Raw genomic sequence first — 15,703 nt, 5'->3', positions numbered from 1 at the left:
CGTGAAGACGAAACTGAGCTGCCCGTGCGGCGAGTGGATCGAGGGCGTCGACGAGGACGACCTCGTCGCCAGGACCCAGGCCCACCTCGCGGCCGCCCACCCCGACCTCGACTACTCCCGCGACGAGATCCTGTTCATCGCGTTCTAGAACAACGCGCGCTGGCGGGCGCAGACCGCGCGGAACACTTCGGCGAGGTCGGCGTCCTCGCCGTGGTGGCGGCGGGTGGCCCAGTCGTCGAGTGCGGCGTTCAGGGCCACCGCGAGCGTCTCGACCAGCAGGCGGGCGTGCACGTCGCCGCCGAGGTGCTGCTGGCGCTGACGGCACTGCTCGGCGTCGAGCAGCAGCGCCCGGTGCCGGAGGTTGGCGTCGTGCTCGGCGAGGCAGCGCACCCGCACCATCCGGTGCTGGAACGCGGCGCTGAACGACGCCAGCGCCTCGGCGGTGGCGCGGCTGAGCTCGTCGAGGCCCACCGCGCCGGCCGGGATGCGTTCGCTGACCGCCGCGTAGAAGTCGCGTTTGACGCCGAGCGCCGCGTCCTCCTTGGTGGGGAAGTACCGGAAGAACGTCCGCGGGGAGACGCCGGCCGCCGCGGCGATGTCGTCGACGGTGGTGTGCTCCGACCCGCTGCGGGCGAAGAGCTCGAGCGCCGTGGCCTCGATCTCGGCCGCGGTGGCCAGCCGGCGACGCTCCCGAAGACTGGTGATGTCAGTCACGGCCCACATGCTAGCGCGTGCCGATCTGGCAGTGACTGCCATTAGGCTGGGCCGGTGACGATCACCGCTGACCCCGCTCCCACCGATCAGCGGCTGAGCACCGCCGACCGCACGCTCATCGGCCTGCTGGTCATCTCCACGTTCGTCGTCATCTTCAACGAGACCGTGATGTCGCTGGCCTTACCCCGGCTGATGAGCGACCTGAACGTCTCCGCGGCCACCGGCCAGTGGCTGACCACCGGCTTCCTGCTCACGATGGCGGTGGTGATCCCGGCGACCGGCTTCGTCATGGAGCGGTTCACCGTCCGCCAGGTGTTCGTCGCCGCGATGGGCCTGTTCACCACCGGCACGCTGATCGCCGCGGTGGCACCCGGGTTCGGCGTGCTGCTCCTCGGCCGGGTCGTGCAGGCCGCCGGCACCGGCGTGATGATCCCGCTGCTCATGACCACCGCGATGAGCCTGGTCGCGCCCAGTGCGCGCGGCCGGATCATGGGGGTCATCTCGATCGTCATCTCGGTGGCGCCGGCGATCGGCCCCACCGTGTCCGGCCTGGTCCTCTCCCGGCTGAGCTGGCGCTGGCTGTTCCTCGTCGTGCTGCCGATCGCCGTGCTCAGCCTGGCGCTGGGCGCCTGGAAGGTCCGGAACGTCACCACGCCCCGGCGCGCCCACCTCGACGTGCTGTCGCTGCTGCTCTCCGCGACCGGCTTCGGCGGCCTCATCTACGGCCTCTCCAGCCTCGGCGAGGGCGGCGGCCACGCCCCGGTCGCGCCGTGGATCCCGGTCGTCGTCGGGATCGGCGCGCTCGCGTTGTTCGTCCGGCGCCAGCGGGCCCTCCAGCGTGGCCGCGGCCCGCTGATGGACCTGCGTGTCTTCGCCCAGCGCTCGTTCACGGTCTCGGTGCTGGTGATGGTCGCCGGCTTCATGTCGCTGTTCGGCGCGCTCATCCTGCTCCCGATCTACCTGCAGAACGTGCACGGGCTGAGCACGCTCGCGGCCGGCCTGCTCGTCCTGCCCGGCGGCCTCGCGATGGGCGCGCTCTCCCCGCTGGTCGGGCGGCTCTACGACCGGTTCGGTCCGCAGCCGCTGGTGCTCCCGGGCACGGTCGTGCTCAGCGCCGCGCTCTGGCTGCTCGCCACCGTCGGCCCGGAGACGTCGACCGGGCTGGTGGTGCTGTTCCACGTCATGGTGATGTCCGCGCTGGCCCTGATGCTCACGCCGCTGATGACGTCGGCGCTGGGCAGCCTGTCCGCCGACCTCTACGGCCACGGCAGCGCGGTGATCAGCACGCTGCAGCAGGTCGCCGGGGCGGCCGGCACCGCGCTGTTCGTCACCGTGCTCTCCCGCACCACCGCCGCCGGGCTCGCCGACGGTGCCGACACCGTGACGGCGACCGCCGACGGCGTGCGGGCCGCGTTCGTCTGGGGCGGAGGCATCTCGCTGGCGGCCGTCGTGGCCGCCCTGTGGGTCCGGCGCACGCGCTAGATCCACTATGTACTGCGTTCGGTAGGGTGCGGCATGCTCGCGAAGTTGCCGCTCGACAGTCCGCTCTGGCTCGAGTTCGACGCCTCGTTCTCGACCGAACAGGCGCTCGACGCACTCCGCGAGGTGCTGACCCGGCGGCAGCTCGGCGAGTCCTGGGACGAGCTGCGCTCCGAGCTGCTGCACCAGGGAACGGTGTACGACATCACGTCGGCCGCGATCCCGCACCTGGTCGACCTCGCGCCCGCGCTCTCGGTGGAGGAACGGGCCGAGCTCTGGACCGAGATCGGCTTCTGGGTCACCGCCGGGGCCGACTACTACGAGGGCCCGGTCGCGGACGGGCTCCAGGAGAGCCTGACCGCGGCGCTCGCGGTGGCCGAGGCCGGTGCCCTGGACGTGTTCCGCGAGCGCGCCGGCCTCGGCGACAGCTACTTCGCGCTGGCCTGCGTGACGCTCGCCGGGCACCCGAGCGGCGGCGCGATGTGGTCGTTCCTCTCGCCCGGTGAGGGGTACGTGACGCTGACCTGCCCGTCCTGCCAGGAACAGGACGAGGTGGACGGGTTCGGCGATCCGCTCGGGCCGCCCTGCGCGCCCCCGGTGGTCCCCGACCTCACCGCGGACGCCAGGAACGTGCCCGGCTGGACGTCGCTGGCCGCCGAGATCGAGGCCGCGCCCGAGCTCTTCGGCCCCGGCTGGGACGGGTTCGCGCGGGTCGCGGCGGTGGTCGCCCGCGCCGGTGTCCCGGAGACGACGCCGCCGGCCGCGGTCTGGTGCCTGGTCGCGGCGATGGTGGCGCTGCGCGGGAACGTCGCCTGGGCGCGGACGATCAGCCGGCTGGCCGGGCACTACCAGTGCGTCAGCTGCGAGGACGTGTACTCGATCGGGGACCTGGTCGCCGAGGACGAGTTCGCCGAGCCGGTCGCGGCCGACGGGCTCGACCCGGCGACGTTCGCCGACGCCGGCGGTTTCCGGCCGGCGCCGGGCGGGTGGCCGGTCGCCCCCGCACCGGCGGTCGTCACCCGGTGGCGCGCCTCGACCGGTCCGGTGGACACGCTCGCGGTGGCGACGCTGCCGACCGGGGCGTCGATCGTGGCCGGCGCCGGCCCGTCGGGTCTCCACCGCTGGGACCTGGACACCGGCGCGCCGCTGCCGGTCGCGGCCGGTGCCGCCGTGAGCGGATCGGCGGTGGTGACGTCGCCCGACGGACGGACGCTGGTCGTCGCCGGGGGTGAGCGGTTGCACCGCTGGGACGCGCTGACCGGCGACGACCTGACCCCGCGGCCGGCCGCGATCCGGGTGCTGGCCCCGGCGGTGATCCCGGCCCCGACGCACGGACGCCACCCGGAGGACCCGGCGTGGCTGGCCGGGCTGCGGACCGGGCGCACCGTGCTGGTCACCGGCGACGCCGACGGCGCGGTGCGGCTGTGGGACCCGTTCACCGCCGAGCCGCTCGGCGAGCTGTACCGCACCGACGAGATCCACGCGATGACCTCGGTGCCCGACCGGTCGTTCGGCGACCAGGTCGTCACGCTCTCCGGGGAGCTCACCGTCGACGTCTGGAGCTCCGCCGCCGTCACCGGCAAGCGTTCCTCGATGGCGCCACCGGCCACCCGGCTCGCCGCGATCGGTCACGAGTCGCTCGCCGACGTCGCCGGCGCGCCCGGCGGGATCCTGCTCGCCGACACGAACGGCCTCGTCTCGCTCTGGACGACGTTCGGCGTCCGCCTGGGCGACCCGCTGCCGCCCGACCCCGACCACACCGGTGTCGTCGCCGTCGCCGCCCCCACCACCCGCGACGGCACGCTCGTCGTCGCCACCGCGAGCGCACCCGACGCGACCCTGCGCCTCTGGACCCCGTCGACCGGCGGCGTGACGCTCCTCGACCTCGACGCGCCCCCGCGCGCCCTGCACGCCGCCGGCGCCCTCCTCGTCGTCGCCACCGACACCGAGGTGCTGGCGCTAGCTCTCGAGTAGCTCGGCGAGCTCCCGCACCGCGACCCCGAGCTGGGCGGCGAACGCGGCCATGCCGTCCTCGACGGCGCGCGGCGTGCTGAGGTGGATCGCCACCCGGTCGGGCAACAGCACGTAGCACGGCCGGTTCGGCGCCGGGGACAGCACGTCCCCGGCGCGGGTGGTCCTACCGCTCGGTGGTGACCGCGTCGAGAACCGGCTCGGCGCCGTACTCCAGCGGCAGGACGCCGCTCTCGCGCAGCTCGGCCTCCTCCCGGCGGCGCGCGACCACCACGGCGACCGCGGTCGCCGACACCCCCAGTGCCGTCAGGAACAGAACCGTCTTCAGACGTCGACGCTTAGCCATGCCCAGACCGTAGCGCCGCGCCGCCAGCCCGTGGCGGTCGGAGCCGCACCGCCGGGCCGGCGGGGTCAGACGCCGAGCTCGACCGCTTCCAGTCGCTTCGACTGGCCGGTGGTGCCGACCTGCACGGCGGCGTCGCGCCCGGCGCACACCTGCGCCTGCCAGCCGACGTCCTGGACGTGCCCGCGGGCGCAGATGCCGCTGCCGGTCCGGATCTGGAAGGCCTCCATCCGGCGGGACTTCCCGGTGGTTCCGGTCGTGACGGTCTCGCCGTCGGCGCGGCAGCGGAGCCCCTGCCACCCGGCGTCCTGCTCGTGGGCGTCGACGCAGAGCCCGCCCGCGCCGACCGTGTACACCTCGACCGCCTCGAGCCGCTTCGACCGGCCGGCCTGCCCGACCGTGATCCGCTGTCCGCGCGGGGCGCACACCCACGGCTGCCAGCCCGCGTCCTGGACGTGCCCACGCGCGCAGATCCGGGCCGGTACGGCCGGGGCTTCTCGCCCCGCCGGCGTGGTGGCCGCGGCGGACGGAACCGCCGGTGCCGACCGGGACGGGGCCGCCGACGACGCGGCCGGCGCGACCGCCCGGCCGCCCGGGGTAGGCGTGACGGACACTGTCACCGACGACGACGCCGCCCCCGGCGGCGCGGCCGGCGCCGACGCGGTGGTGGTGCCCGCCGCCGCGGACGAATCCGGCCGGCCCGACGTCAGCCACATCGTGACCGTGGCGGTGGCCGCGACCAGCAGCACCGCCGCCACCAGCAGCAGCCCGGTACGCCGGGGCCGTGGAGCGAGCGCGGATTCCGGCTCCTCCGGGGTCTCGAACACCGGCGGCGGCTGCGGGCCGCTCCCGGCCGACCACTCCGCCGGCGGCCGCGGATACGTGCCGGCGTTCGGGGTCAGCGCCTCCGTGACCGCGTCCTCGGGCTTCCCGGACAAGCGCGCGCCCCTTACTCCGGTGTGGACTCCCGGGCAGCCTAGCCACCCCGGTCCACGCGACCGGGCCGGGGTAGTGTGCCCGCTGTCCGGTTCGGCGAAAGGACTGACGTGGCCGCCAAGGAGTACGGGATCTTCCTGCCGATCGGCAGCGGAGGCTGGATGCTCTCCACCACCGCTCCGCACCCGGAGGCCACGTACGCCTACAACAAGCGGGCCGCGATGCACGCGGAAGCCATCGGGCTCGACTTCGTCATGTCGATGGCCAAGTGGCGCGGGTTCGGCGGCACCACCGACCACTGGGGCGAGAGCCTCGAGTCGATGACGATGATGGCCGCGCTCGCCGAAGCCACCGAGCGCGTCAAGATCTGGGCGACCGTGCACGCGAACGTCCACCACCCGGGCATCGCCGCGAAGATGTTCACCACGCTGCAGCAGATCTCCGGTGGCCGGGCCGGCATGAACATCGTCAACGGCGCGTACGCGGCCGAGTTCCTCCAGTACGACCTGTGGAGCGACCTCTCCAAAGAGGATCGTTACCGGATGACCGCCGAGTGGACCGAGGCCGTGCTGCGGCTCTGGTCCGAGCACAGCGTCACGCTCGAGGGGGAGTTCTACACGCTGCGCGACGCCGAGTCCCGCCCCCATCCCGAGGTGCGTCCGACGATCATCAGCGCCGGTCAGTCCCCGGCCGGGCGGGCGTTCCAGGCCGCGTACGCCGACGGGGCGTTCCTCTCGGCGAACTCGCTGGAGGACATGCGCGACTTCTCGCGTGACGTCCACCGGAAGGCCGCCGACGCCGGTCGGGACGTGAAGACGTACTCGATGCTGATGGTCGTGCAGGACGAGACCGATGCCGGCGCGGCCGAGAAGGTACGCCGCTGGGGCGAGGGCCTCGACCGCGAGGCGCTCGCGGCGATGCGTGAGTCCTGGGGCTTCCCCGAGGACCGGGCGCGTGCCTGGGCCGAGGGCGCGACCGGCTCGGCCGTGTTCCAGACGCCGTACGTCAGCGGTTCCGCCGACACCGTCGTCGACCACATCCGGAAGATCGTCACCGAGGCCGAGCTGGACGGGCTGATGCTGATCTTCCCGGAGTACGACCGGGACATGCTGCTCTTCGGCGAGACGGTGCTGCCCGTCCTCCGCAAACTCGACGCGGAAGACGCCTAGGCCACCGCGTCCCGGGTGCGGCGGGGGGTGATGCCGCAGCGGATCGCGGTGGTGGCGATGTGGTCGAAGGTGGCGCGGGCGGCCGCGACCGCCTGGTCGACCTGCTCGCCGGTCCAGGGATGAGCACCCAGGGCCAGCCGGAAGTCACGCCAGTCGCGACCGGGGTTGCGGCCTTCGCGCCGGAAGAAGCGGGTCGCGTCGGGCGCGTCGGGGCCGAGCGCCCGCCGGATCTCCGGTGCGAGCACCTTCCCGCCCAGCGCGCTGCCGAGCAGCACGTACCGGCCCCCGACCGCGGCCGCGAGCGACCCGAACGACGGGCTCGGCACCGCGGGGACGTCCGCGCCGCCCACGGCGTCGAGGTCCGCGCGCAGCAGCGCGGAGGAGGCCCCGAGGTCGGCGGGCAGGCCCAGCGAACCCCAGGAGACCCTCTCCCCGTCGGCGAGCGACGCCTCGAGCGGTGCCCAGGCGGCGAGGAACGCGGCCAGCACGGTGGCGGCGTCGCGCGGGGTGCGGATGCGGTCCGGCAGGTCGAGGTGCTCCTCGAGGCGCTGGTGGTGGTCCCGGGTACCCGTCCGCAACGCCTCGATGATGCTCATGACTTAGGCTTACCTAAATTCGCAGCGCGGTCAAGACGGGCCCATCCGGTGACGATCAGCGCGAGCGCGCTGATGTAGGTCACCATCACCAGCAGGTCCTGGCCGGGCACCGTGATCTCGGCGGCCCCGAGACCGATGAGGAAGTCCGACACCAGGAACAGCGCACCACCGGCCGCGACCCGCCGGGACACCCCGGCCGCGAGGGCCGCCATGACACTCAGCGCGAGGCTGTAGACCAGCACCGGCACCCGCAGGTCACCGAGCCGCTCCCCGAGCACGGCGTTCGCGGTCGCCCAGAGCACCGCGTACCCGGCGAGCGCCCAGCGCCGACGCCGTCCCCGCCGAGCGAACGCACTGATCAGACACGCCTGGGTGCCGAGAAAGAACACCATGCCGACGAGGAACGCCCGCTCGTCGTCGATCAGCAGCGCGACGTCGCCGGCGGTGGCGAACCCCAGCGCGACGACCACCGCGTCGAACCCGTGCCGCCGCACCAGCCAGATCGCGAGCAACGGCGCCAGCAGCGGCTTGGCGACCCACTGCAGCACCGCGTTGTCGAGAGCGACGCCGACCAGTTCGAGCCCGGCGGCCACCGCGAACACCATGAGCATCGCCGGACCCTACCGTCAGCGGTCGGGGAGCCAGTTGCCGTGGAATCCGGTCGGTATCCGCACCGGCAGGTGGACGGCCGCTACCGGCTCCAGGCTCTCGGCGTCCAGCACCGCCAGTTCGGTCGTGTCCTCGGCCAGCCGGGACACGAAACCCAGCAGGTACCCGTGCCCCTCCGGGGCGTCGGCGGACGCGGGCTCGAAGACGAATTCGCCGATCGCGGTGCCGGGGCCGAAACCGCGGCTCCGGGTGGTGCCGGTGATCAGGTCCTGTTTGATCAGCGTGTCGTTGAGCGCGGCCGTGCCGGGCGTCAGCGCCATCGTGTACCCGTAGCGGTGCCGCCGCCCCACGAACCGCTCGTCGATCCGGGGGAACTCCTGGTGCCGGTCGTCGAGGGCGTGGCGCGTGACCGTGCCGGTGCGCAGGGATACGGTCCAGCGTTCGAGGGTGCTGATCGTGCCGTCGGTCTCGTCGTCGCCGTCGAACTGTCGGGGGTGGCGGGCGAGGTCGATGATCAGCCGGTCGCCGGACTCGTAGGCGTTGAGGGTGTGGAAGACGAAGCAGGCCTCGACGTCGAACCAGCGCACGTCGGCGTCGCCGCCCTCGCGCGGGAGCACGCCGAGGCGCGCCCGGTAGCCGGGTTTCCAGCTGTAGGGGATGCCGGGCTCCCCGGACATCGCCCGCTCCAGGTCGAACGTGACCGGCAGGTCGTAGAGCACGACGTAGTTCTCGGTGAGGGAGAAGTCGTGCATCATCACCGGCCCGCCGACCGTCACGTCGACCGTGCGCCGGGCCCGGCCGTCGACGCCGATCACCGAGTACTGCACCTGGTCGCCGCGGACGAACGAGTACGACACCGCGTGCAGTTCGCCGGTGGCGGGGTCGCGTTTGGGGTGGGCGGTGTAGCCACCGGTCAGCGTCCCGTCGAAGTCGCACGGCCCGACGGTGCCGAGTTCGTAGTCGAGCTCGAGGTTGGTGATGCCGCCCTCGGTGAGCGCGAGCGTCCGCCCCGCGTAGGCCAGCACGTTCGTGTTGGCGCCGGCGAGGTCCAGGCCGGCCTGGCCGGACTCCGGCCGTTCCGCCTCCCCGAGTTTCGACGCGGCGAGCGGGCCGCGCACCCAGCGGTTGCGGTACCACTCGGCGCGCCCGTCCCGCAGCCGGACGCCGTGCACCATGCCGTCGCCGGTGAACCAGTGGTAGGTCTCCGGGTCGATCTCGCCGATCGGGTTGGGCCCGTTCCGGAGGTAGCGCCCGGTGAGGGCCGGCGGCAGCTCGCCGGTGACCGTCAGGTCGGTGAGCGTGATCTCGCCGGAGACCGGGGCGTGCGCGCCGGCCAGATACGGATTTGGCATCGGTTCTCCACCGTGCGAACGACAGTTCACTTACGATCACAGAATTGCGCCGAGGTTTCCCCACTATTTCGGGAGACGCCCGTGGTCAATTTCAATCTGGCTCAGGTCTTCCAGACGGTCGCCGACTCCATTCCCGACACCGAGGCCGTGGTGTGGCGAAATCGCCGCCTCACCTACGGCCGGCTCAACGAGCGCGCCGACGGGCTCGCACGGTACCTGGCCGGACGCGGGCTCGGCGCCCGGCGGGAACGCGCCGCCCTGCGCGGGTACGAGTCCGGGCAGGACCACGTCGGTCTGTACCTGCGCAACGGCCCGGAGTACGTGGAGGCGATGGTCGCCGGGCACCGCGCGCGGCTCGCGCCGTTCAACGTCAACTACCGGTACGTCGCCGAGGAACTGCGCTACCTGCTCACCGACGCACGGGCCCGGGCGCTCGTCTACCACGCGGAGTTCGCGCCCCGGGTCCGCGAGATCCGCGACCGGCTCCCCGACCTGGAGGTGCTGATCCAGGTCGCCGACGACAGCGGCACCGCGCTGCTCGACGGCGCGGTGGCCTACGAGTCGGTCCTCGACACGCCCGGCGACCTGCCCGGGACCGACGGCGACGACCTGCTCATCCTCTACACCGGCGGCACCACCGGGATGCCGAAGGGCGTGCTGTGGCGCCAGGACGACATCTACGTCGCCGCGATGGGCGGCACGCCGTTCGGCTCGCCGGAGCCCTTCTCCTCGTACGCGGCGATCGCGGCCGCGGCGACGGCGAACCCGGGCGGCCAGCGGGTGCTGATGATCCCGCCGTTCATCCACGGCGCCGCGCAGTGGAGCGCGTTCTACACGTTCACCAACGGCGGCACGGTGATCCTGCTCGACGACCCCCGGCACCTGTCGGGTCCCGAGGCGGTGCGGCTGATGGTCTCCGAGGGCGTCGTCTCGGTGCCGGTGCTCGGCGACGCCGTCGTGCTGCCCGTCGTCGAGGAGATCGAACGGGCGATCGCGGCCGGGGAACCGTACGACCTCTCGGGCCTCGCGGTGATCTCCAACGGTGGTGCGCCGCTCTCGCCCGGCATGCGGGAGCGCCTGATGACCGTGCTCCCGCACCTGATGCTGCTCGACGCGGGCGGGGCCTCGGAGACCGGGATCCAGATGAGCGCGTTGTCGGCGACCGGGGCGATGACCGAGGCCGGGGTGTTCGACGCGCACGAGCAGACCGCGGTCATCGACGACACGCTCACCCGGACGCTGGAGCCGGGCGAGGGTGAGGGGTGGCTGGCGCGCCGGGGCCGGATCCCGCTCGGCTACCTCGGGGACGCGGAGAAGACCGAGCGCACGTTCCCGGTCGTCGGCGGCGTGCGCTGGTCGCTGCCGGGCGACCGGGCCGAGCTGCTGGCCGACGGGCGGGTCCGCCTGCTCGGGCGCGACAGCGCCACGATCAACACCGGTGGGGAGAAGGTGTTCGCCGAGGAGGTCGAGCGGGCCCTGCTGGCCCACTCGGCGGTGCGTGACGTGATCGTCGCCGGCCGGCCCTCCGCGCGGTGGGGGAGCGAGGTCGTCGCGATCGTCGAGCTGAACGAACCGGTCAGCGACGACGAGCTGATCGCCGAGAGCGCGCGGCACATCGCCCGCTACAAACTGCCGAAGGCCGTGATCCGGGTGCCGGAGATCGTCCGCTCGCCGTCCGGCAAGGCCGACTACCGCTGGGCGAAGGAGCAGGTCACGCTGCGACCGTGAGGAACCGCGCGAGGGCGCGGGCGGCGTCGCGGCCGGCGCGGTTCGCCCCGACGGTGGACTGCGACGGCCCGAACCCGATGAGGTGGACGCGGGGCTCCCCGGCGACCTGGGTGCCGGTCATCGTGATGCCACCGCGGTCGTTGCGCAGGTGCAGCGGATCGAGGTGGGCGAGCGCGGCCTTGAACCCGGTGGCCCACAGGATGGCGTCCACCGGGGTGAACCCGCCGTCGGCCTCCCGGACGCCGCCCGGCTCGAGCGCGGTGAACATCGGCCGGCGTTCGAGCACGCCCCGCTCCCGCGCGGCCAGCGCGTACGGCGTCCAGGCCAGACCGGTGTAGGAGACGACGCTGCCGGTCGGTTCGCCCGCCTCGACGTCGGCGGTGACCTTCGCGATCGTCGCGCGCCCGGCCTCCGGGTCGAACTCGCCCGCGCGGAAGACCGGCTCCCGGCGGGTGTACCAGAACGTCGTCGCGAACCGGCTGATCTCCTCGAGCTGCTGGAGCGCGGAGATGCCGCCGCCGACCACCGCGACACGCATCCCGGCGAAGTCCTCGGCGCGGACGTAGTCGGCGGTGTGCCGCTGTATCCCGTCGAAGTGCCCGGGGTAGCGGGGGCGGACGGGGTTGGTCCAGGTTCCGGTGGCGTTGACGATCGCGTCGGTCTCCCAGGTGCCGCGGTCGGTCTCCACCCGGAGCGGGCCACCGGCGTCGCGGACCGCCGTCACCGTCACCGGCCGCCGGATCGGCAGCGCGAACTCCCGCTCGAACGCCGCGAAGTAGCGGGGGACTGCGGTGCGGCTCGGTTCGTCCGGCTCGATCGGCGGCTTCGGGAAGCCGGGCAGGTCGAAGATGCCGTTCACGGTCGCCATCCGCAGCGACTCCCAGCGGTGCTGCCACGCGCCGCCCGGCGCCGCGCCCGCGTCCAGCACGACGAAGTCGAGCCCCCGCCTGCGCAGGTGGTAGCCGGCCGACAGCCCGGCCTGACCACCGCCGATGACCACTACCGCCGTGCGCTCCACGGTGGGGAGAACGCCGCCGGGCCGCGGCTATTCCGCAGGACGGCGGCCAGGTCGGTGAGGTCGGTCAGGCGCAGGTCGCCGTCGAGGCCGCGGAGCGCCGCCGTGCGCATGCCCGCGGCCCGGCCCGCGGTCAGCCCGGTGAGCGAGTCCTCCACGACCAGGCAGTGCTCCGGCGCCACGCCGAGGCGGGCCGCCGCGGTGAGGTACGGCTCCGGGTGGGGCTTGCCGTCGGTGACGTCGTCGACGGTGACCAGCAGCGGTGCGGTGAGGCCGGCGGCGCCGAGCCGGGCCGCGGCCAGCCTCGCGTCGGCGCTGGTGACCACCGCCCAGGGCAGGCCGGTGCGGTCCAGGGTGGCGAGCAGCTCGGTGGCACCGGGCAGCGCGACCACGTCCGACAGGTCGTCGTACTGCAGGTCGAGCTGGCGCGCCGCCGCGGTGGCGACCCGGTCGTCGTCGAGGTCGGGGAACAGCCGGCGGACGGTCGTGTCGGCCGGCGCGCCGTGGGCGATCGCCATCACGTCGGCCGGGTCCACGCCGTGCTCGTGGGCCCACGTCGTCCACGCGCGTTCGACCGCGGCGTCGGAATCGACGAGCGTGCCGTCCATGTCCAGCAGGACGGCGGCGATGTGCTGCGGATCCATCGTCACCTCGATTATTCTCGTACCACGAGAATAATCGGAGGCGGTGGCATGTCAACCGGTCGGACGGCGCGCTGGCGCACCGCGGTCGAGATCCTGGGCTACCTGCGGCGCGAGAGCAGGCCCACCCGGTCCGGTCTCGCCGGTGCGCTCGGACTGTCCAGCAGCTCGGCGACCGAGGTCACCGCGCGGCTGCGCCGGGCCCGCCTGATCAGCGAGGACGCGGTGCCCGCGGCCGGGCGGGGCCGCCCGACGACGCTGCTGCGCCCGCACCCCGCCGGGCCGCTGGTGCTCGCGCTCGAACTGCGTCCGGACGAGGTCCGCTCGGCGCTGGTCGGGCTCGACGGACGGCTGGGTGAGGTGCGGCGTCACCGGCACGGCCGGCGGAGCCCGGACGACGTGCTCGCCGCGCTCGCGTCGACCGTGCGCGGCGTCTTCTCCGACCGGCTGCGTGCGGTGTCACTGGCGGCCGCCGCGACGGTCCGCGACGGGCGGCTGGTGCAGGCGTCCACGCTCGGCTGGGGACCGGTCGAGGTGTCCGGCCTGGTCCCCGACCCCGGGCTGCCGCTGCTGGTCGGCAACGACGCCACGCTGGCCGGTGTCGCCGAGGCCCGCACCGGGGCGGCCGCGGGCGCCCGCACGGCGCTGCACCTGCTCGTCGACGTCGGCATCGGCGGTGGTCTCGTGGTGGACGGCCGGCCGGTGACCGGGGCCACCGGAGCCGGCGGCGAGGTCGGGCACGTTCCGTTCGGTGAGGCCTCCCGGCGCTGCCCGTGCGGCGCGACCGGCTGCTGGGACCTGGAGGTGGACGGCCGGGCACTGGCCCGCCACCTCGGCCGGGACGAACCGGCCGACCCCCACCGGTACGCCCGTGCGGTGCTCGCCCGGTCCGATCCCGACGCCGGGGCCGCGGTCGGCCGGGTGGTCACCGCGCTGGCCCGCGGGACGGCGGGCCTGGTCAACCTGCACGACCCCGACGTCGTCACGCTCGGCGGCCTCGCCGCGGACCTGCGTGCCGCGGCGCCGGACCGGTTCGGCACCGCCTACGCCGCGGGCCTGATGACCTTCCGCCGGGACCGGCCCCCGCCCGTCCGGGACGCCGTCCACGGCGACCTGGGTGCTCTCCAGGGCGCCGCGGAGGTCGGCGTCGACCACCTCACCACCGAATCGGCGCTCGCCGCGTGGTCAGGTGCGTAGCCCCCAGCCGTAGCGGTAGAGCGGGTCGTAGGCGCGGTCGCCGACGTTGACCGGCACCTGGGCCACGGTGCGGGGCCAGCTCACCGGGAGCCGGCCGGTGAACGGGCGCTTCCCGAAGAGCACGTCGGCGACCCCGGCGCCCTCGCTGCCGGGCAGCCACGACGCGACCAGGGCGTCCATCAGCGGCAGTTGATCGGTGACGACCTGCGGACGACCGGAGACGAGCAGCACCACGCACGTGCCCGCGGCTCGGCAGACCTTCTCGACGACGGCCCGGTCGCCCGGCTGCAGCGTGAGGAGCTTCTTCTCCTTCTGCGCCGCCGTGCCGGTCGACCAGGGCGGCGCGCCGACGTCGCCGAAGCCCTCCGCGTACGGGGTCTCGCCGACGACGACCACACCGACGTCGTCCTTGCCGATCGGGGCCGACGCGTCGGCGCTGTAGGTGACGTTCGGCGCCACCGCGCGGATGCCCTCGAGGATCGTCGTGCCGGGGATCGTGTCCCGCCCGGAGCGGCCCTGCCAGTCGAGGGTCCAGCCGCCGGCCTGGTTGCCGATGTCGTCGGCGTTGCGCCCGGCGACGTAGAGCCGCGAGCCGGTGCGCAGCGGCAGGGCGTGGCCGGTGTTCTTCAGCAGCACCTGCGACTTCGCGACCGCTTCCCGGGCCAGCGCCCGGTGCTCGGCGGTGCCGACCTGGCCGGCCTCGGCGTAGGGGTGCTCGAACAGGCCCAGCCGGAACTTCGTGCGCAGGATGCGCCGGACCGCGTCGTCGATCCGGGCCGTGGGGACCCGGCCGGCCGTGACCTCGGCCTTCAGCAGCGTGACGAACCGGGGTGCGCTGTTGGGCTCCATGAACAGGTCGATGCCGGCGTTGACCCCGGTGCGCACCTGCAGCGCGGTGGGGCGGGGCGCGCCGGCCGGCACCGACGGGTCGGGGAGCTGGTGGATGCCTTCCCAGTCGGTGACGACGAGGCCGTCGAAGCCGAGACGGTTCTTGAGGTAACCGGTGATCAGCTCGCGTGACGCGTGCATCTTCACCGGGTTGCCGACACCGTCCTCGGTCCAGTCGACGCTGGAGAACGACGGCATGACCGCGCCCACCCGGTGCTCGCGCACGGCCGTGACGAACGGCGCCAGGTCGATGCGTGCGAAGTCCTTCCGGCTGGTGACGGTCACGCCCTGGTCGATCGTGAAGTCGCCGTTGCCGGTGCCGAACTCGGTGTCGCCGTCGCCCGCGTAGTGCTTCGCGGTGGCCAGCACGCCGTTCTCCTGCAACGCGTCGATCGCGCCCTCCATCTCGATCACCAGCGACGGGTCCTCGCCGAAGCTCTCGTACGTGCGCCCCCAGCGCTCGTCGCGGGTGACGCAGACGCAGGGCGAGAAGTTCCACGGCACGCCGCTGGCCGCGGTCTCCTCGGCGGTGGCCGCGTAGACCTCGCGCACCAGGCCCGGGTCGCGGGTGGCGCCCAGCCCGAGGTTGTGCGGGAACACGGTGGCGCCGAGCAGGTTGCCGTGGCCGTGCACGGCGTCGACGCCGTAGAGCAGCGGGATCTTCAGCGGCGTGGCCAGCGCGGCCTTCTGCAGCGTGTTGACCGTCTCCACCCAGGCCGCCGGCGTGTTCGGGGTGGGGGTGGAGCCGCCGCCGGAGAGCACCGACCCGAGGCGCAGCGTCGTGACCATCGACGGGTCGGCGATGGCCGGTGCCCGCTCGGCCTGGGTCATCTGGCCGATCTTGTCGTCGAGCGTCATGCGCTTCAGCAGATCCTCGACGCGCTTCTCGACCGGTGCCCGCGGGTCGAGATACACCTTCTCCCCGGCCGACGCGGGGTGCGCGAACGACGTTCCCGCCAGCGCGGTGGCGAGCAGAGCGATGACCACGGGTAACCGCACGGTGACCTCCTCGACGGTGAGGTGCCGTCGATTCTGGTCCATTTCGGAGCCCTTCCGGGCGTTATC

Annotated in this window: 16 protein-coding genes; 6 read left to right on the top strand and 10 right to left on the bottom strand. The window is 73.7% G+C overall.

From position 1 onward, the window contains the following. Position 1: 1 nt before the first annotated feature. Entirely contained in the window at positions 2 to 148 is a 147-nt protein-coding gene (locus ABD437_RS10225; RefSeq protein ID WP_344648524.1) for a DUF1059 domain-containing protein, read from the top strand. Here ABD437_RS10225 and ABD437_RS10220 read toward each other — a convergent pair. After that, entirely contained in the window at positions 145 to 714 is a 570-nt protein-coding gene (locus ABD437_RS10220; RefSeq protein ID WP_344648523.1) for a TetR/AcrR family transcriptional regulator, read from the bottom strand. The genes ABD437_RS10225 and ABD437_RS10220 overlap by 4 nt on opposite strands. Positions 715 to 768: 54 nt before the next feature. Here ABD437_RS10220 and ABD437_RS10215 point away from each other — a divergent pair, with 54 nt between their 5' ends. Continuing rightward, positions 769 to 2,196: an MDR family MFS transporter gene (locus ABD437_RS10215; RefSeq protein WP_344648522.1), complete on the top strand. Its 1,428-nt coding sequence runs from the start codon at positions 769 to 771 to the stop codon at positions 2,194 to 2,196. Between the two features lie 33 nt (positions 2,197 to 2,229). Continuing rightward, complete coding sequence (locus ABD437_RS10210; protein ID WP_344648521.1) at positions 2,230 to 4,167, top strand: WD40 repeat domain-containing protein; 1,938 nt, start codon at positions 2,230 to 2,232, stop codon at positions 4,165 to 4,167. Here ABD437_RS10210 and ABD437_RS10205 read toward each other — a convergent pair. The 3 genes from ABD437_RS10205 to ABD437_RS10195 all read right to left on the bottom strand — a co-directional run bounded on the left by ABD437_RS10205 (position 4,153) and on the right by ABD437_RS10195 (position 5,445). Further along, positions 4,153 to 4,311 carry a hypothetical protein gene (locus ABD437_RS10205; RefSeq protein ID WP_344648565.1) on the bottom strand — a complete coding sequence of 53 codons (159 nt, stop codon included), beginning with the start codon at positions 4,309 to 4,311 and terminating at the stop codon, positions 4,153 to 4,155. The genes ABD437_RS10210 and ABD437_RS10205 overlap by 15 nt on opposite strands. Positions 4,312 to 4,330: 19 nt before the next feature. Further along, entirely contained in the window at positions 4,331 to 4,510 is a 180-nt protein-coding gene (locus ABD437_RS10200) for a hypothetical protein (RefSeq protein WP_035852945.1), read from the bottom strand. 65 nt (positions 4,511 to 4,575) lie between these two features. Beyond that, a complete protein-coding gene (locus ABD437_RS10195; protein ID WP_344648520.1) occupies positions 4,576 to 5,445 on the bottom strand; it encodes a hypothetical protein in 870 nt (289 codons plus the stop codon). 108 nt (positions 5,446 to 5,553) lie between these two features. On the opposite strand from ABD437_RS10195, the gene ABD437_RS10190 reads away from it, so the two are divergent. Further along, positions 5,554 to 6,612, top strand: coding sequence for an LLM class flavin-dependent oxidoreductase (locus ABD437_RS10190; protein WP_344648519.1), 1,059 nt, complete (start codon positions 5,554 to 5,556; stop codon positions 6,610 to 6,612). On the opposite strand, the gene ABD437_RS10185 is transcribed toward ABD437_RS10190, so the two are convergent. Genes ABD437_RS10185 through ABD437_RS10175 form a run of 3 tightly spaced genes read right to left on the bottom strand, consistent with a single transcriptional unit; the run spans position 6,609 to position 9,169 of the window. Further along, a complete protein-coding gene (locus ABD437_RS10185) occupies positions 6,609 to 7,208 on the bottom strand; it encodes a biliverdin-producing heme oxygenase (RefSeq protein WP_344648518.1) in 600 nt (199 codons plus the stop codon). The two genes, ABD437_RS10190 and ABD437_RS10185, sit on opposite strands and share 4 nt — an antisense overlap. Beyond that, positions 7,205 to 7,819, bottom strand: coding sequence for a lysoplasmalogenase (locus ABD437_RS10180; protein ID WP_344648517.1), 615 nt, complete (start codon positions 7,817 to 7,819; stop codon positions 7,205 to 7,207). Before ABD437_RS10180 ends, ABD437_RS10185 begins: the two co-directional genes overlap by 4 nt. Before the next feature lie 15 nt (positions 7,820 to 7,834). After that, positions 7,835 to 9,169: a carotenoid oxygenase family protein gene (locus tag ABD437_RS10175; protein WP_344648516.1), complete on the bottom strand. Its 1,335-nt coding sequence runs from the start codon at positions 9,167 to 9,169 to the stop codon at positions 7,835 to 7,837. 81 nt (positions 9,170 to 9,250) lie between these two features. Between ABD437_RS10175 and ABD437_RS10170 the strand changes: the two genes are divergently transcribed. Further along, the gene (locus ABD437_RS10170) at positions 9,251 to 10,897 is read left to right on the top strand and encodes an acyl-CoA synthetase (protein WP_344648515.1); all 1,647 of its coding nucleotides are present in this window, start codon (positions 9,251 to 9,253) and stop codon (positions 10,895 to 10,897) included. Here the strand turns inward: ABD437_RS10170 and ABD437_RS10165 are convergent. Next, positions 10,881 to 11,915: a flavin-containing monooxygenase gene (locus tag ABD437_RS10165; protein WP_344648514.1), complete on the bottom strand. Its 1,035-nt coding sequence runs from the start codon at positions 11,913 to 11,915 to the stop codon at positions 10,881 to 10,883. The two genes, ABD437_RS10170 and ABD437_RS10165, sit on opposite strands and share 17 nt — an antisense overlap. Then, positions 11,897 to 12,556, bottom strand: a complete 660-nt coding sequence (locus ABD437_RS10160; RefSeq protein ID WP_344648564.1) for an HAD-IA family hydrolase — start codon at positions 12,554 to 12,556, stop codon at positions 11,897 to 11,899. The genes ABD437_RS10165 and ABD437_RS10160 overlap by 19 nt, the downstream gene beginning before the upstream one ends. Before the next feature lie 48 nt (positions 12,557 to 12,604). Between ABD437_RS10160 and ABD437_RS10155 the strand changes: the two genes are divergently transcribed. Further along, positions 12,605 to 13,750, top strand: a complete 1,146-nt coding sequence (locus ABD437_RS10155; protein WP_344648513.1) for an ROK family protein — start codon at positions 12,605 to 12,607, stop codon at positions 13,748 to 13,750. On the opposite strand, the gene ABD437_RS10150 is transcribed toward ABD437_RS10155, so the two are convergent. Next, positions 13,739 to 15,679, bottom strand: a complete 1,941-nt coding sequence (locus ABD437_RS10150) for a glycoside hydrolase family 3 protein (protein WP_344648512.1) — start codon at positions 15,677 to 15,679, stop codon at positions 13,739 to 13,741. The two genes, ABD437_RS10155 and ABD437_RS10150, sit on opposite strands and share 12 nt — an antisense overlap. Between the last annotated feature and the right edge of the window lie 24 nt (positions 15,680 to 15,703).

The organism is Cryptosporangium japonicum (assembly GCF_039524755.1).
Taxonomy (GTDB): domain Bacteria; phylum Actinomycetota; class Actinomycetes; order Mycobacteriales; family Cryptosporangiaceae; genus Cryptosporangium; species Cryptosporangium japonicum.
The sequence above is the reverse complement of the archived record's forward strand: the minus strand, read 5'-3'. Positions and strand labels throughout refer to the sequence as shown.